Source organism: Sulfitobacter sp. G5_S2_6_S6, from assembly GCF_054968505.1.
Genome location: NZ_JBQKUI010000006.1, coordinates 20,319 through 43,660, shown reverse-complemented (window position 1 = coordinate 43,660; position 23,342 = coordinate 20,319). Strand labels below are relative to the sequence as shown.

Sequence of the window (23,342 nt, the reverse complement as noted above, 5' to 3'; positions counted from 1 at the left end):
TTTATTCGGGCTGCCACGCCTCATAGTCACCGCGGTCCGCAGGCTTTTCGCGGCGGATCGATCCTGCGGGCGCATAGGCCAAGGTGGTGCCGGTCAGGTTCTCTTGGTGGGGCTTTTCCCAGGTCTTATGCGCCAGCGGACGCGCCTCGGGGGTTTCATCCCACGAATGGTGCAGCCAGCCGTGCCAATCCGCGTTGACGCGCGTCGCCTCGATCTCGCCGTTGAAGATCACCCAGCGTTTGCTGCTGTCCGCGTTGCGGTAGTACACATTGCCCTCGGCGTCTTCGCCGACCTTGATGCCCTTGCGCCACGTGAACAGTTGCGTGTTCAGCGTCTGGCCGTTCCACCACGTCACGCCGCGCAAAAGAGAGTTGAGAATGCCCATAGAGGTCTCCTGAAGCTTTGATGGATATATGCACCAAGGCCGCGCAAAGGTCTAGCGGGCTTCGGGGCACATAGCCGCGGTTTTCAGCCGGGTAGGCAGGCGGTGACTTCGATTTCGATGCGGTATTTGTCGTCGATCAGCCCGCATTCGATCATTGTCGCGGCGGGCGGCGCGTCACCAAAGACCTCTGACAGGATCGGCCAGCAGGGTTCGAACTCTGCGCGGTCGGGTAGATAATAGTTCACGCGCACCACATCCGACATGGTGCAGCCTGCCTCGCGCAGGGCCCCTTCGATGGTCGCAAGGGCGGCGCGGCACTGGTCGGTCACGGTATCGCCCTGCCCGACGGTGCCCGCCACATGGACAAAGCCCCCCGCCACAACGGCGCGGCAGTAGCCGATCTTGGCTTCGAATTCACCGCCGGAAAAAATACGTCTTGTCATGATGCGCCTCTTGTCTGTCATGCCTGCCCCCTGTCAAAGCGCCTGCCCTTGCGAAGGTCAAGCGACAAAGCGGCGGCCCCCTGCCAGATACGAAAAAGGCGCACCATCGCTGGCGCGCCTTGATCAGATAACATGCATGCGATGCCTAGCCGGCGGTTGCAGGCTCTTTCTCGGCGTCGGCGTGGATCATCAGCGGTGCCGCGTCAGAGGTCACCGCCTCTTCGTTCACGACCACCTCGGTGACGCTGTCCATGCCGGGCAGATCGAACATCGTGTTCAGCAAGATGTCTTCGAGGATGGAGCGCAGACCACGGGCACCGGTTTTGCGTTCGATGGCGCGTTTCGCGATCGCCAACAGCGCGTCATCGGTAAAGGTCAGCTGCGTATCCTCGATCTCGAACAAGCGCTGGTACTGTTTGACCAACGCGTTTTTCGGTTCGGTCAGGATGGTGACCAGCGCGTCCTCGTCCAGATCCTCGAGCGTCGCCAGAACCGGCAGACGGCCCACAAATTCAGGGATCAAGCCGAATTTCAGCAGATCTTCCGGTTCGAGGTCGGTGAAAATCTCGCCAATGCCGCGGGCATCCTGATCGCGCACATCGGCACCAAAGCCCATGGCCGACCCTTTACCGCGCGCGGCAATGATCCGGTCCAGACCGGCGAAAGCGCCGCCGCAGATGAACAGGATGTTCGTGGTATCCACCTGCAGGAATTCCTGCTGCGGATGCTTGCGCCCGCCCTGCGGCGGGACAGAGGCCACGGTGCCTTCCATCAGTTTCAGCAAGGCTTGCTGCACGCCTTCACCGCTCACATCACGAGTGATGCTGGGGTTTTCGGATTTGCGCGTGATTTTATCAACTTCGTCGATATAGACGATGCCGCGCTGTGCACGCTCGACATTGTATTCAGACGCCTGCAATAGCTTGAGGATAATGTTTTCAACATCTTCCCCGACATAGCCCGCTTCGGTCAGTGTCGTCGCATCGGCCATGGTAAAGGGCACATCCAGAATACGCGCCAGCGTTTGCGCCAGCAGCGTCTTACCGCAACCCGTGGGCCCGATCAGCAGGATGTTGGATTTCGCCAGCTCGATGTCCCCACCCTTTTGGGCGTGGTTCAGACGTTTATAGTGGTTGTGCACGGCAACCGACAGCACCCGTTTGGCCATCGCCTGCCCGATCACGTAATCGTCCAGAACATCACAGATGTCTTTCGGGGTCGGCACACCATCGGTGGCTTTCAGCCCCGAGGCTTTGGTTTCCTCGCGGATGATATCCATGCAAAGTTCGACACATTCGTCACAAATGAAGACAGTCGGACCTGCAATCAGCTTGCGCACCTCATGCTGACTTTTGCCACAAAAGCTGCAATAAAGTGTGTTCTTGCTGTCGCCGCTCGAAGTATTAGCCATTTCAACCCTTTCAGGTCTGTCGTTTGATCGTGTCCGCCATAGGGCAGCCATCTATATATTTTTTTGCTCGGTGCCAGCTTAGGCCAGCGGTGCGTGGTCCACAATCGCAAAATAACGGGCCACGCACGCCTTATTTACTTGCCTTTTTTGTCGCCATCTTTTGGCGCATCAGGATCATCCATCTTGCCGCGGTTCTCGACGATCTCGTCGATCAGGCCCCAGTCTTTGGCTTCTTCGGGCGACATGAAGTTGTCACGCTCAAGCGCTGCTTCGACTTTTTCCAGCGGCTGGCCGGTGTGCTTGACATAGATCTCGTTCAGGCGCGTTTTCAGCTTTTGCGTTTCCTGCGCGTGAATCATGATGTCCGTCGCCTGACCCTGATACCCGCCGGAGGGCTGGTGGACCATAACGCGGCTGTTGGGCAGCGAGAATCGCATGCCTTTTTCGCCCGCTTGCAGCAACAGCGACCCCATGGATGCCGCCTGCCCGATGACCAGCGTGGACACCTTCGGTTTGATGTACTGCATGGTGTCGTAGATCGACAGGCCAGAGGTCACAACGCCGCCGGGGCTGTTGATATACATGGAAATTTCCTTGGAGGGGTTCTCTGCCTCGAGGTGCAGAAGCTGCGCCACGATCAGCGATGACATGCCGTCATGCACAGGCCCGTTAAGGAAAATGATCCGCTCTTTCAGTAGACGCGAGAAGATGTCGTACGCACGTTCGCCCCGGCTGGTTTGTTCAACCACCATAGGGACCAGCGTGTTCATATATGTATCATGTGGATCGTTCATAAAGCCTGCCTGATATTGCCGTTCGCCGGACCATACCCGCGAAACCTTGGCTTAAGATTAATCGCGCCACCTAGGGGGTTCAAGGGGGGCAGGACCGATCATCCCCTTGGCTTTGGATTTGGCCGCGCGCCACCGCCCTGCCCCGCTGATCTGTGCCGCGGATACCGGCAGCCGTTTTTCGCCCACATCCCGCCCGTTCCTGCGCTAGGGTGGCGCGCAGTACGGCCCACCGCCGCGCGCCCTGTCACAGAACTGTCATGAAAGCGGAACACGTTTGTAGCACATCGCGACGACATAAGGCGCAACCGCGAGTCACCTCGCCAAACGCAATGCCAGACGCACTGCCCGACACAATAAAGGAATAGCCATGACACGTCGCCAAATCCTCGATGATCCCGAAATCGGCAACAAGGCCGAAGCTTTCGAAGCCTTCGACGACATCCCCACCAACCCCAATCTGCAGCGCACCATCGGCGATGTGATCAACGCGCGCTACGGACGCCGCGACATCTTGCGCGGCATGCTGGGGGTCACGGCGACAACCGCATTGTTCGGCACCTCGGCAATGGTCGCGCCGCGTCAGGCAAGTGCCGCCACCGCAGACAGCCGCTATGTCTTTGACGAACTGGCATGGGGCAATGACGAAACCCACCATGTGGCCGACGGCTATGACGCCAATGTGCTGCTGCGGTGGGGCGATCCGATCACCGCCGACGCGCCCGAATTCGACGTGATGAACCAGACCGCGGCAGCGCAGCTCAAGCAGTTCGGCTATAACAATGACTACGTGGGTTTTGTCCCGCTGAATGACGATGGCAGCCGCGGGTTGCTTTGTGTGAACCACGAATACACCAACGAAGAGGTGATGTTCCCCGGTCTTGGCCGTCAGGACCGCGCGCAGTTTTCCGGCATGACGCCCGCGCTGATCGACATTGAAATGGCCGCCCACGGTGGTTCGGTGGTCGAGATCGCCAAGGACGACGCCGGGGTCTGGCAGGTGGTGCGCGACGGCAAGATGAACCGCCGCATCACCCCGCTGGACACCGCGATGACCATCGACGGCCCCGCCGCGGGCCATGCGCGGATGAAGACCAACGACGACCCCGACGGGGTGAATGTGATCGGCACGCTGAACAACTGCGCCGGCGGGCTGACCCCTTGGGGGACGTGGCTCATGGCCGAGGAGAACTTCCACGGCTATTTCTGGAGCGACCAGCTGGACGCGGACGGCAAACCCGTGATCGCCGATGACCACCCCGAAGCCGCGTCCTACAAACGCTATGGCGTGCCGGGCATGTGGTACGCCTGGGGCGCGCAATACGACCGTTTCAACATCGATAAAGAACCCCTCGCCCCCAATAAATTCGGCTGGGTGGTCGAGGTGGACCCGATGGACCCGACCTCTACCCCCGTCAAACACACCGCTTTGGGCCGCTTCCGCCACGAAGGTGCGGAAACCACGGTCAGCAGTGACGGGCGTCTGGTGATCTATATGGGCGACGACAACCGTTTTGATTACCAGTATAAATACGTCTCGGGGGGCAAGGTCTCGGACGACCGGGCGGCCAATGCCAAACTGCTGAGCGACGGCACGCTTTATGTCGCGCGCTTTGACGAGGACGGCACGGTGGCTTGGCTGCCCCTGACCCACGGCACCGGCCCGCTGACGGCTGAAAACGGTTTCAATGACCAAGGTGACGTGATGATCGACACGCGGATCGCGGCCGATCTGCTGGGCGCGACCCCGATGGACCGCCCCGAAGACGCGCAGCCCCGTGGTGACGGCACGGCCTATATCATGCTGACAAACAACACAAAACGCACAGAGGATGAGGTGAACGCCGCCAACCCGCGTGCCGACAGCAGCTTTGGCCACATCATCGAGATCAAGGAAGACGGCGGCAACCACGCGGCGACGCAGGGGCGCTGGTCGATCCTTGTGAAATGCGGCGATCCGTCGGTGTCGGACGTGGGCGCGCAATGGAACCCCGAAACCTCCGAAAACGGGTGGTTCGGCAGCCCCGACAACTGCGCCATCGACGCCGATGGCCGCCTGTGGGTCAGCACGGATCAGGGCAGCAACTGGGCCAAGACGGGCAAGTCGGACGGGCTCTATGCGGTCGAAACCGAAGGCGAGGCGCGCGGCACGTCCAAGCTGTTCTTCCGCTGCCCCGTCGGCGGAGAGATGTGCGGCCCCTACTTTACCGACGACGGCGAGACGCTGTTTGTCGCCGTGCAGCACCCCGGCACGGACGGGACCAAGAACATCCCCGGGTTCGAGCGTGAAAGCACCTTTGAAGATCCCGCCACCCGCTGGCCCGATTTCGATCCCAAGATGCCCCCGCGCCCTGCGGTGGTTGTGGTCACCAAACAGGGCGGCGGCAAGATCGCCGTCTGACGCCCCCGACCCTATTCCAACCAAATTCATTTCAAAATCTCTGCGCCCAAGGGTTCCCCCCCTTGGGCGCAATTTCTTTGTCGCGCCGGCAAATGCGAATCATCTTTACAAAACTAGTTTTATAGTTTTGTCTGATGCTATGACAGAACATCAAACAACTGCCCGCGCCCTCGCCGCCCTTGGCCATGATACCCGCCTCGCGATCTTTCGCCTGCTTGTCCGCGCCGGTGAAGACGCGCTGACCGTGGGGGAGATCGGTGCCCATCTCAATGCGGCCCCCTCCACCCTTGCCCATCACCTTGGGGCATTGGTCGATGCGGGGTTGATCATCCAGCGCCGCGACGGGCGCAACATCGTCAACCGCGTCGATTTCGACGTGATGCGGGCGACGCTTTCATTTCTCACCTCGGAATGCTGCACCGGTGTTTCACTTTTGAAGGAGACCGCCGCATGACCGACCTGCCCCACCCCGCGCGCAGCCCGCTCAGGTCGCTGGCCCATCACATCTGGACGCGAGAACGCGTGTGGCTGGTCTGTATCGCGGTGCTGGCCGCTGTCGCAGCGCTCGATGCGCCGCTTGCCGTGACCAGCGCGCAATTTACCGCGACCAACCTGCTGGATGTCGCACCGTTTCTGATCCTGTCCATTGCGGTTGCCGCCTACGCGGGTGCCACGGGGGCCGACGGGCTGATCGCGCGGGCCTTTACCGGATCACCCGCCGTGATGATCGCCATCGCGGCACTCGCCGGCGGGGTCTCGCCCTTTTGTTCATGCGGGGTGATCCCCTTGATCGCGGCGCTGCTGGCGATGGGGGTGCCCCTGTCCGCCGTCATGGCCTTCTGGCTGGCGTCGCCCGTCATGGATCCGTCGATGTTCGTGCTGACCACTGGCGTTCTGGGGGTGGAGTTCGCGGTGGCCAAGACCATCGCGGCCGTCGGGCTCGGGGTATTTGGCGGGATCATTGTGCATCTGCTGTCCCGCGCGGGTGGCTTGACCGACCCGCTGCGCGACGGCGTGGGCAATGGCGGCTGCGGCGCGTCGAAGGTCCGCACATCGCACCCTGTGGTTTGGGCCTTCTGGCACGACAAGACGCGATCCGCCAAATTCCTGCGCGAGGCCGCCAAGACCACGATCTTCCTGACCAAATGGCTGACGCTGGCGTTCCTGCTGGAAAGCCTCATGCTGGCGTGGATTCCCGCAGAGACGGTGACCCGCGCCCTTGGCGGCAGCGGTCTGGCCCCGATCGGGATTGCGACCTTGGTGGGGGTGCCGGCCTATCTGAACGGCTATGCCGCGCTGCCGCTGGTGGGCGGGCTGATCGGACAGGGCATGGCCCCCGGTGCGGGTCTGTCGTTTCTGGTCGCGGGCGGGGTGACCTCCCTGCCCGCGGCCATCGCCGTCTGGGCCTTGGTCAAACGCCCTGTCTTCGCGCTGTATATCGGGATCGCACTGACAGGGTCATTTGCCTCGGGGCTGCTGTTTCAACTTTGGGCGTCGCTGTGACGCCCAAAGCAGGGCTTATTCTGCCAGACAGCTGCTAAAGGCTGCGGCCAGATCGCGCAGCAAAGCAGGGTACATGTCCACCCCCGGCTCAAGCGCGGCACCAATCGGATCAAGCGAGGCGGATTTCAGCGCCGTGCCGTCTTGCAGCGCCTCGACCAGACCGGCGTTGAACTGGGGCTCGGTAAAGACGCAGGCGGCCTGCGTGTCCTTTACCACATCGCGTACCTCGGCCAGACGCGCGGCACTGGGGGCAGCCCCATCGCTCAGCGAGATCGCAGCGCTTGCCTCGACATCAAAGCGGGCTTCGAAATAGTGATAAGCGTCGTGGAAGACGACAAACTTCTGCCCCCGAAGCGGCGTCAGCTCGGCCTGAATATCGGCTTGAAGATCTACCAGCTGCGCTTGGGCCTGCGCAGCGTTATCTGCGTAAAGCTCTGCGTTTTCAGGGTCTTGCGCGGATAATCTTGCAGCGATGGCATCCAACCAGACCATTGCGTTTTGCGGATCCAGCCAGATATGCGGGTCCAGCGCGCCGGGTGCATGATTGTGCCCTTCGTGAGCGTCTGCCTCTTCATGTGCGTCATGGTCGTGGTCGTCATGATCTGCGTGGTCATCGTGACCTTTGTGGTCGTCGTGATCATGGCCTTCGTGGTCGCCGTGATCGTCATGCTTGGCATGGTCGTGCCCTTCATGATCCCCGTGATCCTCGTGGTCTTCATGCGCGTCGTGGTCGTGACCCTCGTGACCCTCGTGATCCTCGTGGTCGCCATGCCCCTCATGAGCTGAATGGTCGTGCCCTTCGTGATCCTCGTGCTCCGCGTGGTCCGCGTAGTCGTCATGACCGTCGTGATCATCGTGACCTTCATGATCTCCGTGATCATGGGCTTCGAACGCAACGCCGCTGCGGTTGGTCAGCAGGCGGATACCCTCTACGTCTTGCAAGGTCAGACGTTCGGCCCCCTGCGCCAGACTGCTCATCGGCTCTTCAAGCCACGGAGCCAGCGACGGGCCGACCCAGACCACCAGATCGGCCTTGGCCACCGCGCGCGCCTCGCTGGGGCGCATGGCATAGCTGTGGGGCGACGCGCCGGGCGGGATGATCAGATCGGGGCTGCCTGCACCCTGCATGACCATAGAAACCAACGAATGTACCGGCGCGATATCGGTGGCGACACGGGGCACCTCTGCATGTGCCAGACCGGCAGAGAAAAGAAGGGTTGTGCAAAGCAGGCGGCGCATTGGCGGGCTCCTATTAATGTTATACTATAACCTTGATAGATCACACGTTATAACATATCAACACCGAACCCTGCTACGGAGGCGAAATATGTCGACCATTGGATTTGAAACGCATGATCACGGGGCCTGCGTCGACGACGCGATGGCCGCCGCAGAGGCGCGTTGCGCGGCCTCGGACCTTCGGCTGACACCGATACGTCGCCGCGTGCTGGAACTGCTGCTGGCCGAACACCGCGCCTTGGGGGCCTATGATATTCTGGGGCATCTCTCTGCCGAAGGGCTCGGGGCGCAGCCGCCCGTCGCCTATCGCGCGCTGGACTTTCTGGTGAAGGCGGGGCTTGCCCACCGGATCGAGGCATTGAACGCCTATATCGCCTGCAGCCACGTCGGTGCCGATCACACGCCGGCCTTCCTGATCTGCCGCAGTTGCCAATCGGTTGCCGAAAGCGACACGACGCTGACCCAAGGGCGTTTGGGCGATGCGGCCCGCGCGGCGGGGTTCCAGATTGAACGCACGGTGATCGAGGCGCAGGGCCTCTGCCCCTCCTGTCAGGACGGAGCCACCGCATGAGCCTGATCGCCACCCGGAACCTGACCCTGCGCATTGGCGGGCAAACGGTGCTGCGCGACGTTGATATCGCCGTAGAGCGCGGCGAGATCGTGACCATCGTCGGCCCCAACGGGTCGGGCAAGTCGAGCTTGCTGCGGGCGTTGATCGGCGCGCTGAAACCCGCGTCGGGGACGATCACCCGTGCTGCGGACCTGCGCATCGGCTATGTCCCGCAAAAGCTGCAAATCGACGCGACGCTACCGCTGACGGTGCATGGCTTTTTGAACCTGCCCCGCCGCCAGCCCCGCGAGACCATCGCGCAGGCGCTGCTACAGGCGGGGGTCACGGATCTGGCGAAAAAGCAGATGACCGACTTGTCGGGTGGCCAGTTCCAGCGCGTATTGCTGGCACGCGCCCTGCTGAACAAACCCCATATCCTGATCCTCGACGAGGCGACGCAGGGGCTGGATCAACCCGGCTCTGCCGCGTTTTACCGCCAGATCGAAGAGGTCCGCCGCGACATGGGCTGCGCCGTCTTGATGGTCAGCCATGATCTGCATGTGGTGATGGCGGCTTCGGATCGGGTGCTATGCCTGAACGGTCATGTCTGCTGCGAAGGCACCCCCGAGATTGTCGCCGATGCGCCGGAATACCGCGCGTTGTTCGGCACCGGCACCCAAGGGGCACTGGCGCTTTACCGGCACGAACATTCGCATTCGCATGATCATGCACATGATCATAGCCACATGCACGACCACACCCACGACCATGCGCAGGGCCATACCCATGGTGCCGGCTGCAACCACGCCCATGGGGACCAAGATGCTTGATGACTTTTTGATACGTGCCGGGCTTGCCGGTATCGGTGTGGCCTTTGCAGCCGCGCCTTTGGGCTGTTTCGTCGTCTGGCGGCGCATGGCCTATTTCGGCGATGCAACCTCGCACGCGGCGTTGCTGGGGGTCGCGCTGGCCTTGGCGTTCGAGCTGCCGATTTTCGCGGGGGTGCTGTTGGTGGCCCTGTCGATGGCGCTGATCGTGACGGCGCTGAACGGGCGCAGCCTTGGCACGGATACGCTGCTGGGGGTGCTGGCCCACGGGGCCTTGGCCATCGGCCTTGTGGCGGTGTCGCTGCTGCCGAACCAGCGTGTCGACCTCAGCGCCTATCTGTTCGGAGAGATCCTGGCCGTGACCAAGACCGACCTTGCGATCATCTGGAGCGGGGCCGTCCTGTCGATCGCGCTGCTGGTCTGGCGCTGGCAGGCATTGCTGTCGTCCACGCTGAACCCCGATCTGGCGACGGCCAGCGGGGTCAATCCGCGCCGTGAACAGCTGATATTGACGCTGGCGCTGGCAGTGACGGTCGCGGTCGCGATCAAGGTGGTCGGCGCGCTGCTGATCGCGGCGATGCTGATCATCCCCGCCGCCGCCGCCCGCCCCTTTGCCCGCACGCCCGAAGTCATGGCCATGGCGGCCTGTATCATCGGGATGATCGCCGCCTTGGGCGGTCTGGCCGCGTCCTTCACGCTCGACACGCCGACGGGGCCCAGCATCGTCAGCGTGGCGGCGGTGCTGTTCATGTTGTCCTCTGGCGTAGCCCCGTTGCTGAAACGCTAGGCGCGGATCTGCACACAGCAAGGGCCGCAGCATCACGCTGCGGCCCTTGCTGTTTCGGGGGTGGCCCTATTCGGTCAGGCGGCTGCCGCGAAAGACTGCGACGGGTGCCCGGTGCTCACCAGACTATGCGGGAAGAAGACCGAGAATTTGGTGCCCTTGCCCACCGTGCTGGAGACCGAGATATCGCCCCCATGCGCCAGCGCCAGTTTCTTACAGATCGCCAGCCCGAGCCCTGTACCGCCTTCTGACCGGTTGTCGGCGCTTTCGATCTGGGTGAAGGCCTGGAAGATCGATTCCAGATCTTTCTGCTGCATCCCGACACCATTGTCTTCGACCTCGAAGCGGAAGCCGCCACCGTCCACTTCGGCCCTCAGGAAGATATCCTTGCCCTTGGAAAACTTGAGCGCATTGCCCACCAGATTGATCAGGATCTGCAAGCAGCGGCCACGGTCGGCGATCACGTCAAGGCTGCCGTCGGGGATATGAAGGGTCACATCCTTGCCCTGCGCCATGCCCTGAAACTGGTCCTCGACCTGCGCCAGCAGCGCCCGTGTGGGGAATGTCGTCTTGGCCAGTTTGATGTCGTTCAGCTCGATGCTGGTATAGTCGAGAATATCGTTGATGATCGTCAGCAGGTGGTTGCCCGCGAATTTGACGCGCTGGCCGTAAAGCTCTGCCTGATCCCCGATGATATTATAGTGTTTTTCGGTGATCGGCTCACCCGGCGACAGTTTGGCCGTGGTCGTGGTCTTGAGCTTGGTCAGGAAGCCCGCATAGCCGATCACAATCGTCAGCGGCGTGCGCAATTCGTGGCTGAGAACGCTCATGAATTCGGATTTCGCGCGGCTCGCCCCTTCGGCAGCGTCGCGGGCCTTGCGCAACTCCTCGATGCTTTCCATGCGGGTCCGGTTTTCGATGAAATAGGTGAACAGGCCGCCAAGGGTGATTGTCGTCGCCGTGCCCGCGATCACCAGTGCCAGCAGCTTGTATTCTTCGGGGTTGGTATAGCCGGGTTTCAGCCCGATGCAGTCCACGCTGAACGCGGCCATGCCGGTGAAATGCAGCCCGATGATGGCGAGCGTCAGGACGCCCGTCATTTGCAACCCGCTCCACCGTGCGCTGCGGCTGCCCAGATACAGCGCGGCAGTCGACAGGACCACCGCCAGAATAACAGACCCGATGAGGTAGCCACGGTCCCAGGTCACCACACCTTCGACGCGGTAGGCCACCATGCCGGTGTAATGCATCGCCGATACCGCAACGCCAAAGATCGTGCCGCCGATGATCGTGCTCGCGAGCGACCGGAACATGCCCGCCACCATGATGCCCACGGTCGACCCTGCAATCGCGATCAACAGCGAGACAAAGGTCAGTTGCAAGTTAAACGTTACCGGTGCCGAAGGCTGATACGCGAGGATTGCGATAAAATGCGTACACCAGACCGCAACGCCCGCCGTGATCGCCGTGAGGAAGTACCAGATCAGCGCCTGCCTGCGCGGTCGCCCCAAGGCGTGCTGATACAAACGCGACACCACCCAGCAGCCAAAGGCGCAAAGCAGCCCGGCCAGAAGCACGAGACCAAGGTCGTGATCATGATGGATCGTATGGGCTACTTTGAACATGTCGGCGCACTCTACCTGTTGATTACCGGACAGTTAATCGGCGGAGAAAACGGCAGATTTGAGGCGTGTTTACGTTATACTGGTGGTAACCAAGAAAAATTACCGGTCTTTTTTACCATGGGAAACAACAGCTTGCAGGGTGCCAATCCGGCGGAAATGGCCAGTATATAAGGGCTGATGCCGCCGCGACGACTGCACTGCAAGCAAGGCGTAGGGGGCTGAACGCCCCGCCTATTGCCCTTTGATCTTGATAGAATACTGCCGCCGCGCGCCAGCGGGGGGACGCGGGAAAGGGGCGGCCTTGCGGATCACCGATACCGCCGCCCGGTCCAGCGCGGCAGAGCCGGACCCCCGTGCGACTGACACAGAAGCCAACCCGCCATTGCTGGCGATGGCAAAAGAGATCGTCGCGGTGCCCGTGGTCCGGACCCGCGGCTTGCCCGCCCGCGAGATGCGGCGCATGACCTGACCGGGGTAGTTGCTGGCGGCGGCATTGCCTTGCGCCGATGCGGCGGCTTGGCGTTTGCCGGTGCTCGTGGATTTGGCCGATGCGCTTTGACCCGACGAAGACCCTTTGGTCGCATTGCGCTGCGCATTGCCACGTGCGGCGGCTTGCTGCGTTGCTTTCTTCTTGGCGGCTTGCTGCTCTGCCTGACGGCGTTCACGCTCCGCCTGCTCTTGCTTGGCGCGGGCCTCAGCGATTTTGGCAGCGGTTTCAGGGTTCTTGCGCATGGGTCGGCGCGACAGGACGGGGGCGTCGCTGTCGGGGTCTTGCGCCTGCAGGGTTTCAGGCGGCGGCGCGACTTGCGCGCTCTCGGAGGGGGGTACGGCCAGCGGTGTGGGTGCCAAGGCGGCGGGTGCTGCGGGGGCCGCAGGCGTCACCGCTGCCACATCGGGCGGGGTCACGGGCTGCGCCTGTTCAGGCGGGGTCACGGGCTCGGCCTGCTCGGGCGGCGTTTGCTCTGCTGTGGTGGGGCGCAGGGGTTCTGCGGCGGTAGGAGCCTCGGCCACGGGCGTCTCTGCCGGTTCTGCCGGTTCCGGCGTGAGCGTGCCCACGGCCATATCCTCGAAACTGCTGCCCATCATCGCCTCGACCGGCGCACCGCCCCCTTCGATGGCGATCTCTTCTTGCGGCAGCCCTATGGTGACCGCCCCCGCGACGATCCCGACCGCCAAGGCGAAGGAGACCCCTTTGGCTGTAGGAGAATGCGATATCATTGCAGTGCCCTTTGCGTGACGAGCATCACCTTCTGCGCCCCCGCCGCGCGCAAGTCGCGGGTCAGCGTGACCAGCGTCTCGGCCGGCAAGGCGCGATCCGGCACAAGGCGTATGATCTCGCGGTCTTCGTCAGACAGGCTGGCGACATAGGACGCAGCATCCACCTGCTCCGCGCCTTGGTAGGTCAACCGCCCGTCGGGGTAGATCACCAAAGCGTCCGGCGGGGCCTGACCCTCAAGCGCGCGGGTCTCGACCAGTTTCAGATCGGGGTCCAGCGGCTGCGCCAGCGTGCCCGCGACCATGAAGAAGACGAGCATCAGAAAGACGATATTGATCAACGCGATGGTCGGTTCACGCTGCGGTTTGGATTTGGCAAATCGGCGCATCTGTCAGCCCCCCAATACCGACACCTGCAAGGCAGGCATCTCGCGCAGTTTGACCAGCACATCCGTCAACCGCTGCGCATCCACATCCGCCCCGAGCGAGACCAGCAGCACGGTGCCTGTCTCGGCCTCGGCCAAGGATGATCCGGCCAGCGCGTCCAATGCGATTTCGTCGCCATTCAGACGCAGGGTATCGGGGCCAAGCTGCAAGAACACCGGCTTGGCATCGCTGGCCTGCGCGACCGCGCCCGAACCGGCAGCGGCCAGCGGCACCTCGGAGAACTTCGAGAAGGTCGAGGTCAGCATAAAGAACAGCAGCAGCAGAAAGATGACATCAATCAAGGAGGTCATCGACAGCCGCCGTCTGCGCGTGCGCGGCCTAGCCATGTGCGGCGACCATTTCAGGTGTCGGCGCTGACGCCGCGGCGGCAGGGGCCGCGATGTCGTTGGACGGGTTCAGCACCGTCAGGATCGCCTTATCCGCGATCACCCGCTCTGCCTCCATCCGCTGTTCCAGCCAGCTGAGGATCAGTGCCGTGGGCATCGCCACCACCAGACCGACAGCCGTGGTCAGCAGCGCCACCCAGATACCACCCGCAAGGATCGACGGATCCACCTGCGATCCGGCGGCTTGCAGCGACCGGAAAGCCTCGATCATGCCCAGAACCGTACCGAACAGGCCCAACAAGGGGGCCAGCTGCGCCACGGAATCGAGCAGGCGGAAACCGGTTTCGAGCTTGGCAAAACGCGTCTCTGCCTCGGCTTGCAAACGCTCTACGCCTGCGCCGTTGCCCTTGCCGTTCGACACCATCGCCATCTTGATCACGGGGGCGAGGTAGCTTTTCGACCGGCCCAAAGCTTCGCGGGCGACGGGTCTGTCGCCACGGTCCCATGCCTCTACCGCTTCGGTCAGCGCCTTGTGCCGCCCCACGGCAGAGCGCCAGAACTGCCAGACCTTATAGATCGCCACTGCCAGCGTCAGCACGGCGACGCCCATCAGGACAACAACAACCGGCCCGCCGGTCTCGGCGATCTGGTGGAACGACGCGATCAGTGCAGAGAACATATCCATCAGCCCAGAACCTCGATTGACGTGCGTGATGTAGGCAGCAGGCCGGTGTCACAGACGCCGCTGGCGCTGCCGCCCGTTTCGCAGGCGTTGGCCCCGTTGAACAGGATGCGGCCCAGCCCTTCGCAGGTGGTTTGCGGCACGACGAACTGGCGCACGCGCGGGCGGGCCGGTGGCAGGGTGCCGAAATCAAACAGCGTCAGCCGGTCCACCTGCCCTTCGGTGTCAAACAGCACCGCCTCGTAGATGATCTTGTCGACCGGCGTCTCCAAGCCATTGGTGATCATGAAGGTCAGCTTGCAGGCATCTTCGGTGGTCTCTGCCGCGTTCAACTCGACCGAGATTTGATCCTTGATATCGGTCTCTTGCGCGGCGACCAGCGGGGCTACGATCACAAGGGGCAGCGACAGAATAGCGGTACGGAAACGGGACATGGGACCTCCTGACCGTGGGAAATGACGATAAGATTTTTGGCTAAGGCGCTATTGGCACCTTTGGCTCTGGCGCGGCGCAGCGGGCAAACAGCCCTTTTGGCACAGCGCGATTGCGCCGTGCCTAGCAAAGATCACGACAAGGCGCAATCCTGACTTTAACAATCAACTATTCAGGAATGCACGCGCCGGCGATAAACCGCAAAGGTAGCCCCTGCGCCGCCCGCGTTACCGAAGCTTGCGCAGATAGGCCCAGGACACGTGACCGCGCACGCGGCGGGCCTGATCAAGCGAGACGTCGCACCAGCGCGTGCCGCCGGTTTGCTGACAGTCGTGCACCTGCAAAATGGTGCCGTTGGGCAGACCAAGCAGCACGATGAACCCCGTCCCCGGCCCTGCCCGCATCTTGAGCATGTCATCCTCACCCACGCCCGTTACCTCGAAACGGCCCAGCGATCCTGCGGTGGCGGGGGTGGCCCCCAAGGTGGTCGCGATCACGATTGCCGATATGGCGGCGGTCACTGCTTTGCGCATTTTTCTTGCCCTTGTTCTGATAGCCTCGGGTCCGGTGGTAGCCTGTGGGGGCCACAAAATAAACCGTGATATCGCCCAAGGGGTCATCATCCGCCGATCCGCCGATGCGCGGGCGTCAGATGTTGGGGACGATGAAATCGGGCGACAGACCGGCCTGCGCGATGGCATCCGTCACATCCAGCCCCGTGAGCGCGCCATAGCCCGTGACCAGCGCCGTGGCAAAGCCCGCCTGCGCGCCGCCCAGAATATCGGTATGCAGCGTATCGCCGACCATCAGCACCCGTTCGGGACGCAGGGCGCGATTGAACCGGCCGAGGGCGATGTCAAAGACCTGCCCGAACGGCTTGCCCAGAAACACAGGCATCACACCAGTGCGATCGGCCAGCCGGTGCGCAAACCAGCCCGGTTCCCGCGAGAGGCCCGTTTCACGCGGTGCCACCAGATCGGGGTTGCCCACCAGCACCGGACGGGGCGCGCGTTTCAGCGACGCCTCCAGCAATGTCTGCCGACGGTCGGTCCAGCCGTCTGCGCCCACCAGCAAGAACCCGTCCTGCGCATCGTAGCTTTCGGCGTCATCCCCCAGCACAGTCGTGTTCAGCGTCGCCAGTTCCCCCAGATCGACGGCGGGGTTGATCATCACGCCCCATCGGCACGGCGGCAGCCCCGCGATATGCGCGGTCAGCGCCTCGCGGCTGGTGGTCACCTCGGAGGCCGAAAAATCGAACCCCAGACGGGCGTAGCGCGCCATCATATGCGCCTTGGGATAGGCAGCGGAGTTTGACACCACGCCAACCGCCTTGCCCGCCGCGCGCAGCGCCGCGATGGTATCGGTCGCACCGGGGATCGCGGTTTCGCCGACGTTCAGCACGCCATAGGCGTCAAACAGGATCAGATCGAAGCGCGCCGCGATGTCGGTGAACATGCCGGTTTCCGCCAGACCGCCCGCCGCGGTGCGCGGCAGACGGTCGGCGATTTGCAGATAGCGCGCAAAGGCGCTTTGCGGGTCGACGCCGATGCTCTGGGTCACAGGATACGGCGGCGCAGATAGGCAGAGATGACTTCCCCCACCACCACAAGCGCGATGATCGCCAGCAGGATGGTCGCCACCTCGGGCCAGTTGAACGTGTCGATGGCACCTTGCAGGATGATCCCGATGCCGCCAGCGCCCACCAGACCCAGCACGGTGGATTCGCGCAGGTTGATATCCCACCGCAGAATGGCCACCGCCCAGAAGGTCGGCATGACCTGCGGCACGATCGCATAGAAGATCACCTTGAAGCGCGACGCGCCCGTCGCCTCAAGCGCTTCGACGGGGCGTGTGTCGATCTCCTCGATGGCCTCGCCCAGCAGTTTACCGATGAACCCGATAGAGCGGAACATGATCGCCACGATACCGGCCACAACACCGGGCCCGAAGATCGCCACAAACAGCAGCGCCCAGATGATCGTGTTCACCGACCGCGAGGTCACAAGAATCAGCCGCCCCAGCCATAGGGTCACACGGTTGGGTGTGGTGTTCTGCGCCGAGATATAGGCGACCGGCAGCGACAGCAGCACCGCAAAGGTGGTGGCGAATGTCGCGATGTTCACCGTGTCCCACAGCACCTTGAGGATGGTCTCCAGATTACTAGGGTCCGGCGGATACATCCGGCCAAACAGATCGGCGATCTGTTCAGGGGCACCCCAGACCCACGGCCAGATCACCTCTATCGAGGTGAGCGCCCAGGCGATGGCAAGTGCACAACCCAGAAAGATCGCATAGCGCGTCATACGTTGCTTGAACGTAAAGCGGGACCAGTCGTCGCGCCCGAATTGCGTAGAAAGTGAGGTCATTGGATACGCTTTCGGATGACGCCGCTGACGGCCTCGGAGAAAAGGATTACCCCGACGATGACGATGGTGATGGCAAGGGCAAAATCATAGTCATAGCGGCCGAAGGCATTGGCGAGCGTCGCACCGATGCCCCCTGCCCCCACGATCCCCACCACGGCAGAGGCCCGCAGGTTGGAATCAAGCTGGTAGATGGTCAGACCGATCTGGCGCGGCATGATCTGAGGGAAGATCGCGTAGGACAGCGTCGAGAAATACGGCGCACCGGCGGCGCGCATAGCCTCGACCTGCCCAAAGTCGATCTCCTCGATCCGCTCGGCCAGCATCTTGGCGACAAAGCCGATGGAATAGACGGTCAGGGTCAGCACTCCGGCGAACGGCCCGAAGCCAACGGCCTTGACGAAGAGGATCGCGACAATGACCGGATGGAAGCTGCGTGCGATGATGATAAGGGCGCGGCCCAGATAGAACACCGGCTTGGGGGCCACATTGCGCGCGGACATAAAGGCGATGGGGATCGACAGCAGTACGCCAAGCGCCGTGGCCAGCACCGCGATCTTGAGGCTTTCGAGAAACCCGTCGATCAGCAGACCGCTGCGTTCAAAGCTCGGGGGAAAGGCCCCGCCAAAGATCTTGCCTGCGCGGCCGATACCTTCGGCGACGCGATCCCAGTCGATGGGCATGGTCAGCCCGACCCAGCCGAAATAGGCGATGGCCCCCAGATACACGGCCCAGCGGAGCGCCGGATTGGCGATGAAGGGCGGCTTGACCCAAGTGTCGCGCGGCGCGGTCATGATGCGGCTGCCTTGTCATCCGGACCGCCGCTGCGGTCGGCATGGGGGCTGCCCGCATAGATCGCCTCCATCGCGGCGGGGTCCAGCATGTCGGGCTTGTCGTCAAAGATGATCCGGCCATAGCGCATGCCGACGATGCGGTCGGTGTATTCCTTGGCCTCGTTCACATTGTGGATGTTGATCAGCACCGGCAGCTTGAGCTCGCGCGACAGGTCGCGCAGCAGGCCCATGATCTGTTCCGATGTCTTGGGGTCAAGCGATGCGGTGGGTTCGTCCGCCAGCAGGATATCGGGCTCCTGCATCAGGGCGCGGACCACGCCGACACGCTGACGTTCACCGCCCGACAGCTGGTCGGCGCGGGTGTCGGCGTAATGGGCGATGCCGACCCGTTCCATCAACTCGTAAGCGCGGCGGATGTCTTGCTTGGGATAGCGCCGTGTGATGGCGGACCATGTTGAAATATACCCCAGACGGCCCGACTGGACGTTCTCCATCACGGTGAGACGATCCACGAGGTTGAACCCCTGAAACACCATCCCGATCTTGCGCCGTGCGGCCCGCAGGTTCTTGCCCCGCAGGCGGGTCAGATCGGTGCCGTTCAGCTCGATCGTGCCGGAGGTGGGTTCAACCAAACGGTTGATACACCGCAGCAACGTGCTTTTGCCCGCACCGGAAGACCCGATGATCGACACGACGCTTTCGCCCTCGATGGTCAGGTCAAGATTCTTGAGGACCGGATCGCCAGAGCCGTAGCGTTTGACGAGGTCAGTAATTTTCAACATGTAGGATACCTTATGCGTGAGGCCGGCCCATTGGGACCGGCCTCGACGGGAAAATCATTCAGCAGCAAGGCCTTGTGGCGTGTACTCAACACCGTTGGCAGACTGGATCTGGCGAATGACGGCCCATTGGTCTTTATAGGTGATCGGGACGAATTTGCTCACGCCCGAAAACTCTTCGCCCAATGCGGTGCCGGTGAAATCGTAGCTAAAGAAAGCTTCCTTGATCTTGTCCTTCAGCTCGGGCGTCAGGTCGTGGGCCACGCCGTAGGATGTCGTGGGGAACGGATCGCTTTCCCAGACAATACGCACCTCGGCAGGATCATAAAGCCCGCGTTCCGCCATGCGGTCCACCACTTCGGACGCAACCGGTGCCGCATCATAGTCACCCGCGACCACACCCAGCATGGATTGGTCGTGGCTGCCCGAGTATGTCACTTCGTAGTCCTGATCCGGCACGACGCCCAGATCAGGGAACAGCGCACGCGGTGCCTGATTGCCGGAGTTCGACGTGGGCGATGTATGCGCGACGCGTTTGCCAGCAAGGTCGGCCATCTCTTTGATATCGCTGTCGGCTTGGGTGTAGACCTGCAACTTGTAGCCGAACTGCCCGTCTTCGGAGCCCATGATCGCGAAAGGTTCAACGCCCGCAAGGTTCACAGCAAAGGGTGTGGGTCCGGTCGAGAAGCCCGCGATATGCAAACGGCCCGAGCGCATCGCCTCTACCTCGGCAGAGTTGGATTGCACAGCAAAGAACTGCACCTTCTTGCCGGTCACCTCGGACAGGTGGTCAATGAAGGGCGTCCAGATGTCTTCGTAGATCGCGGGATCTTCGACCGGTGTATAGGCAAAGACCAGCGTCGACGGGTCTTTGAGCATGCTTTCGTCCGTGGGCGCATCGGCTACCAGATCGCCGTTGGCGTCACAGAACATCGCGTCCAGCGCGCCGCGCTCGGCGCATTCTTCGGCCAGTGCGGTGGTGCCGGTCATGGCAAAAGCGGCCATCAGGCCCGCCGTGATAAAGCTGCGTTTGATCATCTTGTTTCTCCTCCCCGAGAATACCCGCGCAGAGTGTACTGCGCGATTAATTACGCGATACGAGCATTGAAGCTTTCGATTCGCAACATTTTCCGCCTAGTAATTTGGCAAGTGCCAAATATTGACGGTCGGATGCATCGCCCCGACCGCCGAAAGGAACCGCAGAATGGATACCGGAACGGAACGCCGAAACCTGCGCAAAGCAGAGCGCCACGCACAAATATTGCTGGAACTGCGCCTTGCCCCGCATGTGCGTGTATCGGACCTTGCGGCCAGCTTTGATGTGACCACCGAAACCGTCCGCCGCGATATTGCCGAGCTCAGCGCGCAGGGGCTTTTGCAGAAATCCTACGGCGGGGCCTCCTCCCGCGCGCCGGGGGCGCAAAGCGTGCTGGATGAACGTCAGCGCGAACATGTGGATGAACGTCGCCAGATGGCGCAGCTTGCCGCAAAACGGGTGACAGACGGGCAAACCCTGATGATCGACGCAGGCGCCACGATGATGGAATTCGCGCGGGCGCTCACCCTTTCCGGCGTGGCGGCGACGGTATTAACCAACAGCCTGCAGGTCGCGATGATCTTGGGGGCCTCGGACAGGGTGCGGGTGATCATGACCCCCGGCGACTATATGAATGCAGAGGCCGCGCTGACCGGCACTGCCACCTGCGACTTTCTGCGCGGTTTCAATGTCGACGCGTGTTTTCTTGGGGCCTCCGCGCTGGATGAAACCGGCGTGAGCGAGGCCATCGCAGGCTTTGCCGAGGTGAAACGCGCCATGCTGGACCAAAGCCGCGCCGCGCATTTCCTGATTGATGCCAGCAAGTTCGGCAAACGTCACCTGACGCAGGTAACCCCGCTGGAGCATCTGGGCCATCTGATCACCGATGCAGCCCCCAAGGACGGGCTTGCCCTAGCGCTTCGACATCATCGCACCCCCGTGATCACCCCCGAAAACGCCTGACAGTAACCGGCATGACCGCTTTGCGCAAAAGTCTACAAAATGCCTCGATTGCGCCCGTATTTTGTCCGTTCGATAAACAATGATGCAGTCAATAAAGGGGACAAAGGCAGGCAAACCAGCAACGACAGAAAGTCGTGCGGCGGCCTACCTGGACGGAAGAGGGTGGCACTTTGCTCAACAAGTTCACGGGGTATTTAGCCTCTAAGGTATTCGTCGTTCTGACGATTGTCCTGCTCGCAAGTATCGGCGGGATTGCCTATTCTATTGTAAAGCTCGACCGCGACAATCACCTCGCCGCGCTGCGCCTCGAGGTAGAGCAGGCCCTGCATTCGGTGGCCGACCAGATCCAGCTGCGTTTCTTCGAAGCCGTGCTGGTGGCCAAGAACATCGAGAATACGCTTGCCGTGGCGGGTGAGATCAACGAGCGTCAGATCGCGCGTACCGTAAGCGACCTGCAACGCCACAACCCTGACGTGATTGCCGTCGCTTTGGCCCCTAACCTGTCGATTACACACAGTTTCCCGCAAACCGATAACCGCGAGACGATCGGCGTCAAATACTGGCAACTGCCCGCCCAGATGGCGAGCGTTGCCCAAGCTTACCGCACCCGCGCGCCTGTGGTGGATGACCGTGTGAACCTTGTGCAGGGCGGGACCGGCTATATCATGCACTACCCTGTGTTTCTTCCGAACGCCGAGCTGAACACCGATCAATTCTGGGGCGTCATCTCTGTTGTGATGGATCAGGAAGGTCTGCTGCAAGCCCCGCAACATGATTTCTCGGACCCCGAACAATACAGTTTCGAGCTGCACCCGCTCAAAGCCTCCGGACTGGTAGAGGCCCTGCCCGACCACCGGTTGAGCGCGCTCAAAGACAAGCCCGTCGTGACCACGTTCAACGTTCTGGGCACCACATGGGAAGCCGCCGTGCGCCCCGCCGCGGGATGGCCCGCCTATTCACCACAAAGCCGGAACCTGGTGGGTTTCGCCCTCATTTCCGCCATATTCCTGCTGGGCGTGCTGTTGGCGTTCCGCCGGTTGGCGCTGAACCAGACCAACGCGCACGCCCTGCTAGCCGAGGCCATCGACGCGATCGACGAAGGCTTTATCGCGTTTGACGACAAAGAACGGGTGATGGTGGTGAACCAGAAGTACCGCGACTATCACCCCCAGATCGCCGATCTGATCGTCCCCGGTGCCACCATGGGAGAGCTTGTGGTCAACTGGGCCAACCGGACCGAAAGCCTCAGCGGCTCGAAAAGCAAACAGGCCTGGGTACGCGAGCGGCTGCAACGTTTCCGCAATCCGGGTCAGGCGTTCTTGCAAGACATCGGCAACGACAACTGGCTCAAGGTGACAGAGGCAAAGACCCCCCACGGTTATACCGTCGGCATCTGGACGGATGTGACCGCCGAGAAGCGCGCGCAAGAAGCCGCTGAAGCCGCCGACCGCGAGAAGACCGAGTTCCTGAACAACGTATCGCACGAGCTGCGCACCCCGCTGACCGTGATCTTTGGCCGTGCGTCGTTCATGCGGCACAGTGATAAGATGCCTCAGGCGCAGCGTTTGATGTCGGCGCTGACCGCCGATGGCAGCGGCTGTCCGAAATCAGCCGCCGCCGCGATAGAGTACCAGAAGTTCATCACCGATCAGGGTGCCGGAATCGCGGAATCCTCACAGCATATGATCCGCCTTGTCGAAGATCTGCTGGACTGGACCAAAGTGTCCCGCGGCCAGCTAGAGCTGGACATGGCCCCCACCCAGCTGGACGATATTGCCCGTACGGTCACGCAAGAACTACAACCCGCCGCAGAGGCAAAAGGGCTGACCCTCACCTATGCCGGCGACGGCCCTGCTGCGACCGTAGCGGATAAGGTGCGCGTCAAACAAATCCTGTACAATCTGATTACAAATGCGATCAAATTCACCAGCGAAGGCAAAATCCACCTGTCGATGCTACATTCCGCCGACGAGATCGTGTTCAGCGTCACCGACACCGGCAACGGCATCGCAGAGGAGGACGCGAGCCGCGTGTTCCAGCGGTTCCAACAGGTTGACGGGTCCATGACACGGCAAAACGGCGGTTTGGGGCTGGGGCTGGCCATCTCCGAGCAGCTGGCAGAGCTGCACGGCGGATCGCTGTCACTGGAAAGCAAACTGGGCGTCGGCAGCACCTTTAGTCTGACGCTGCCCTGCACCGGCGCGACCGATATCCAGAAGACGGCTTGAAGCGCAGAGGGGCGCGGTACTTTAAATTCTAACGATAAATATTTGGGCAAGCGCCGGTTTCGCGCTTATGATGAGCTAGCGTAACGATGATCCTGTTTATGACCTTAAATTTTTCCAA

At 62.0% G+C, this 23,342-nt stretch carries 26 protein-coding genes; 9 read left to right on the top strand and 17 right to left on the bottom strand.

Annotated elements, in window-relative coordinates:
• Position 1: 1 nt before the first annotated feature.
• From ACTRWK_RS11500 to ACTRWK_RS11485, 4 genes are all read right to left on the bottom strand, one after another.
• Positions 2–385, bottom strand: coding sequence for an NADH:ubiquinone oxidoreductase subunit NDUFA12 (locus ACTRWK_RS11500; protein WP_289081752.1), 384 nt, complete (start codon positions 383–385; stop codon positions 2–4).
• A gap of 83 nt (positions 386–468) precedes the next feature.
• Positions 469–828 (bottom strand): RidA family protein, encoded by a 360-nt coding sequence (locus ACTRWK_RS11495; protein ID WP_132996780.1) that lies wholly within the window; start codon positions 826–828, stop codon positions 469–471.
• Positions 829–973: 145 nt separating this feature from the next.
• The gene (clpX, locus tag ACTRWK_RS11490) at positions 974–2,239 is read right to left on the bottom strand and encodes an ATP-dependent Clp protease ATP-binding subunit ClpX (protein ID WP_005852783.1); all 1,266 of its coding nucleotides are present in this window, start codon (positions 2,237–2,239) and stop codon (positions 974–976) included.
• 134 nt (positions 2,240–2,373) lie between these two features.
• Positions 2,374–3,033 (bottom strand): ATP-dependent Clp protease proteolytic subunit, encoded by a 660-nt coding sequence (locus tag ACTRWK_RS11485; RefSeq protein ID WP_009826714.1) that lies wholly within the window; start codon positions 3,031–3,033, stop codon positions 2,374–2,376.
• A gap of 367 nt (positions 3,034–3,400) precedes the next feature.
• Here ACTRWK_RS11485 and ACTRWK_RS11480 point away from each other — a divergent pair, with 367 nt between their 5' ends.
• From ACTRWK_RS11480 to ACTRWK_RS11470, 3 genes are all read left to right on the top strand, one after another.
• Positions 3,401–5,431, top strand: coding sequence for a PhoX family protein (locus ACTRWK_RS11480; RefSeq protein ID WP_462843932.1), 2,031 nt, complete (start codon positions 3,401–3,403; stop codon positions 5,429–5,431).
• Positions 5,432–5,570: 139 nt separating this feature from the next.
• Positions 5,571–5,885, top strand: a complete 315-nt coding sequence (locus ACTRWK_RS11475) for an ArsR/SmtB family transcription factor (RefSeq protein ID WP_005852780.1) — start codon at positions 5,571–5,573, stop codon at positions 5,883–5,885.
• The gene (locus ACTRWK_RS11470) at positions 5,882–6,934 is read left to right on the top strand and encodes a permease (protein ID WP_462843931.1); all 1,053 of its coding nucleotides are present in this window, start codon (positions 5,882–5,884) and stop codon (positions 6,932–6,934) included. The genes ACTRWK_RS11475 and ACTRWK_RS11470 overlap by 4 nt, the downstream gene beginning before the upstream one ends.
• A gap of 15 nt (positions 6,935–6,949) precedes the next feature.
• On the opposite strand, the gene ACTRWK_RS11465 is transcribed toward ACTRWK_RS11470, so the two are convergent.
• Complete coding sequence (locus ACTRWK_RS11465; protein ID WP_462843930.1) at positions 6,950–8,173, bottom strand: zinc ABC transporter substrate-binding protein; 1,224 nt, start codon at positions 8,171–8,173, stop codon at positions 6,950–6,952.
• A gap of 88 nt (positions 8,174–8,261) precedes the next feature.
• On the opposite strand from ACTRWK_RS11465, the gene ACTRWK_RS11460 reads away from it, so the two are divergent.
• The 3 genes from ACTRWK_RS11460 to ACTRWK_RS11450 are packed head-to-tail and all read left to right on the top strand — an operon-like array spanning position 8,262 to position 10,337.
• Positions 8,262–8,744 (top strand): Fur family transcriptional regulator, encoded by a 483-nt coding sequence (locus ACTRWK_RS11460; RefSeq protein WP_005852777.1) that lies wholly within the window; start codon positions 8,262–8,264, stop codon positions 8,742–8,744.
• Positions 8,741–9,553 carry a metal ABC transporter ATP-binding protein gene (locus ACTRWK_RS11455; protein ID WP_289082136.1) on the top strand — a complete coding sequence of 271 codons (813 nt, stop codon included), beginning with the start codon at positions 8,741–8,743 and terminating at the stop codon, positions 9,551–9,553. The genes ACTRWK_RS11460 and ACTRWK_RS11455 overlap by 4 nt, the downstream gene beginning before the upstream one ends.
• Positions 9,546–10,337, top strand: coding sequence for an iron chelate uptake ABC transporter family permease subunit (locus ACTRWK_RS11450; protein WP_180827530.1), 792 nt, complete (start codon positions 9,546–9,548; stop codon positions 10,335–10,337). The genes ACTRWK_RS11455 and ACTRWK_RS11450 overlap by 8 nt, the downstream gene beginning before the upstream one ends.
• A gap of 74 nt (positions 10,338–10,411) precedes the next feature.
• Here the strand turns inward: ACTRWK_RS11450 and ACTRWK_RS11445 are convergent, their stop codons facing one another.
• Positions 10,412–11,959, bottom strand: coding sequence for an MHYT domain-containing protein (locus ACTRWK_RS11445; protein WP_289082135.1), 1,548 nt, complete (start codon positions 11,957–11,959; stop codon positions 10,412–10,414).
• Here ACTRWK_RS11445 and ACTRWK_RS11440 point away from each other — a divergent pair.
• Positions 11,930–12,130 carry a hypothetical protein gene (locus tag ACTRWK_RS11440; RefSeq protein WP_289082134.1) on the top strand — a complete coding sequence of 67 codons (201 nt, stop codon included), beginning with the start codon at positions 11,930–11,932 and terminating at the stop codon, positions 12,128–12,130. The two genes, ACTRWK_RS11445 and ACTRWK_RS11440, sit on opposite strands and share 30 nt — an antisense overlap.
• 60 nt (positions 12,131–12,190) lie before the next feature.
• Here ACTRWK_RS11440 and tolA read toward each other — a convergent pair whose 3' ends face one another.
• From tolA to phnD, 11 genes are all read right to left on the bottom strand, one after another.
• A complete protein-coding gene (gene tolA, locus ACTRWK_RS11435) occupies positions 12,191–13,177 on the bottom strand; it encodes a cell envelope integrity protein TolA (protein ID WP_289082133.1) in 987 nt (328 codons plus the stop codon).
• Entirely contained in the window at positions 13,174–13,563 is a 390-nt protein-coding gene (locus tag ACTRWK_RS11430; protein ID WP_289082132.1) for an ExbD/TolR family protein, read from the bottom strand. The genes tolA and ACTRWK_RS11430 overlap by 4 nt, the downstream gene beginning before the upstream one ends.
• Positions 13,564–13,566: 3 nt before the next feature.
• A complete protein-coding gene (locus ACTRWK_RS11425; RefSeq protein ID WP_289082131.1) occupies positions 13,567–13,911 on the bottom strand; it encodes an ExbD/TolR family protein in 345 nt (114 codons plus the stop codon).
• A 28-nt stretch (positions 13,912–13,939) separates the two neighbouring features.
• Positions 13,940–14,632 (bottom strand): MotA/TolQ/ExbB proton channel family protein, encoded by a 693-nt coding sequence (locus tag ACTRWK_RS11420; protein WP_289082130.1) that lies wholly within the window; start codon positions 14,630–14,632, stop codon positions 13,940–13,942.
• Complete coding sequence (locus ACTRWK_RS11415) at positions 14,632–15,063, bottom strand: hypothetical protein (RefSeq protein ID WP_289082129.1); 432 nt, start codon at positions 15,061–15,063, stop codon at positions 14,632–14,634. The genes ACTRWK_RS11420 and ACTRWK_RS11415 overlap by 1 nt, the downstream gene beginning before the upstream one ends.
• A 225-nt stretch (positions 15,064–15,288) precedes the next feature.
• Positions 15,289–15,594: an SH3 domain-containing protein gene (locus ACTRWK_RS11410; protein ID WP_005852768.1), complete on the bottom strand. Its 306-nt coding sequence runs from the start codon at positions 15,592–15,594 to the stop codon at positions 15,289–15,291.
• 115 nt (positions 15,595–15,709) lie between these two features.
• A complete protein-coding gene (locus ACTRWK_RS11405) occupies positions 15,710–16,621 on the bottom strand; it encodes an HAD-IIA family hydrolase (RefSeq protein ID WP_289082128.1) in 912 nt (303 codons plus the stop codon).
• The gene (gene phnE, locus ACTRWK_RS11400; RefSeq protein WP_289082127.1) at positions 16,618–17,427 is read right to left on the bottom strand and encodes a phosphonate ABC transporter, permease protein PhnE; all 810 of its coding nucleotides are present in this window, start codon (positions 17,425–17,427) and stop codon (positions 16,618–16,620) included. The genes ACTRWK_RS11405 and phnE (ACTRWK_RS11400) overlap by 4 nt, the downstream gene beginning before the upstream one ends.
• A complete protein-coding gene (phnE, locus tag ACTRWK_RS11395; RefSeq protein WP_005852762.1) occupies positions 17,424–18,218 on the bottom strand; it encodes a phosphonate ABC transporter, permease protein PhnE in 795 nt (264 codons plus the stop codon). Before phnE (ACTRWK_RS11395) ends, phnE (ACTRWK_RS11400) begins: the two co-directional genes overlap by 4 nt.
• A complete protein-coding gene (gene phnC / locus ACTRWK_RS11390; RefSeq protein WP_005852760.1) occupies positions 18,215–19,000 on the bottom strand; it encodes a phosphonate ABC transporter ATP-binding protein in 786 nt (261 codons plus the stop codon). Before phnC ends, phnE (ACTRWK_RS11395) begins: the two co-directional genes overlap by 4 nt.
• Before the next feature lie 54 nt (positions 19,001–19,054).
• Entirely contained in the window at positions 19,055–20,035 is a 981-nt protein-coding gene (gene phnD / locus ACTRWK_RS11385; protein ID WP_005852758.1) for a phosphate/phosphite/phosphonate ABC transporter substrate-binding protein, read from the bottom strand.
• Between the two features lie 166 nt (positions 20,036–20,201).
• On the opposite strand from phnD, the gene ACTRWK_RS11380 reads away from it, so the two are divergent.
• Together ACTRWK_RS11380 and ACTRWK_RS11375 are read left to right on the top strand one after the other, a co-directional pair.
• A complete protein-coding gene (locus ACTRWK_RS11380) occupies positions 20,202–20,996 on the top strand; it encodes a DeoR/GlpR family DNA-binding transcription regulator (protein ID WP_289082126.1) in 795 nt (264 codons plus the stop codon).
• Between the two features lie 134 nt (positions 20,997–21,130).
• The gene (locus tag ACTRWK_RS11375; protein WP_289082125.1) at positions 21,131–23,224 is read left to right on the top strand and encodes an ATP-binding protein; all 2,094 of its coding nucleotides are present in this window, start codon (positions 21,131–21,133) and stop codon (positions 23,222–23,224) included.
• Positions 23,225–23,342 lie beyond the last annotated feature (118 nt).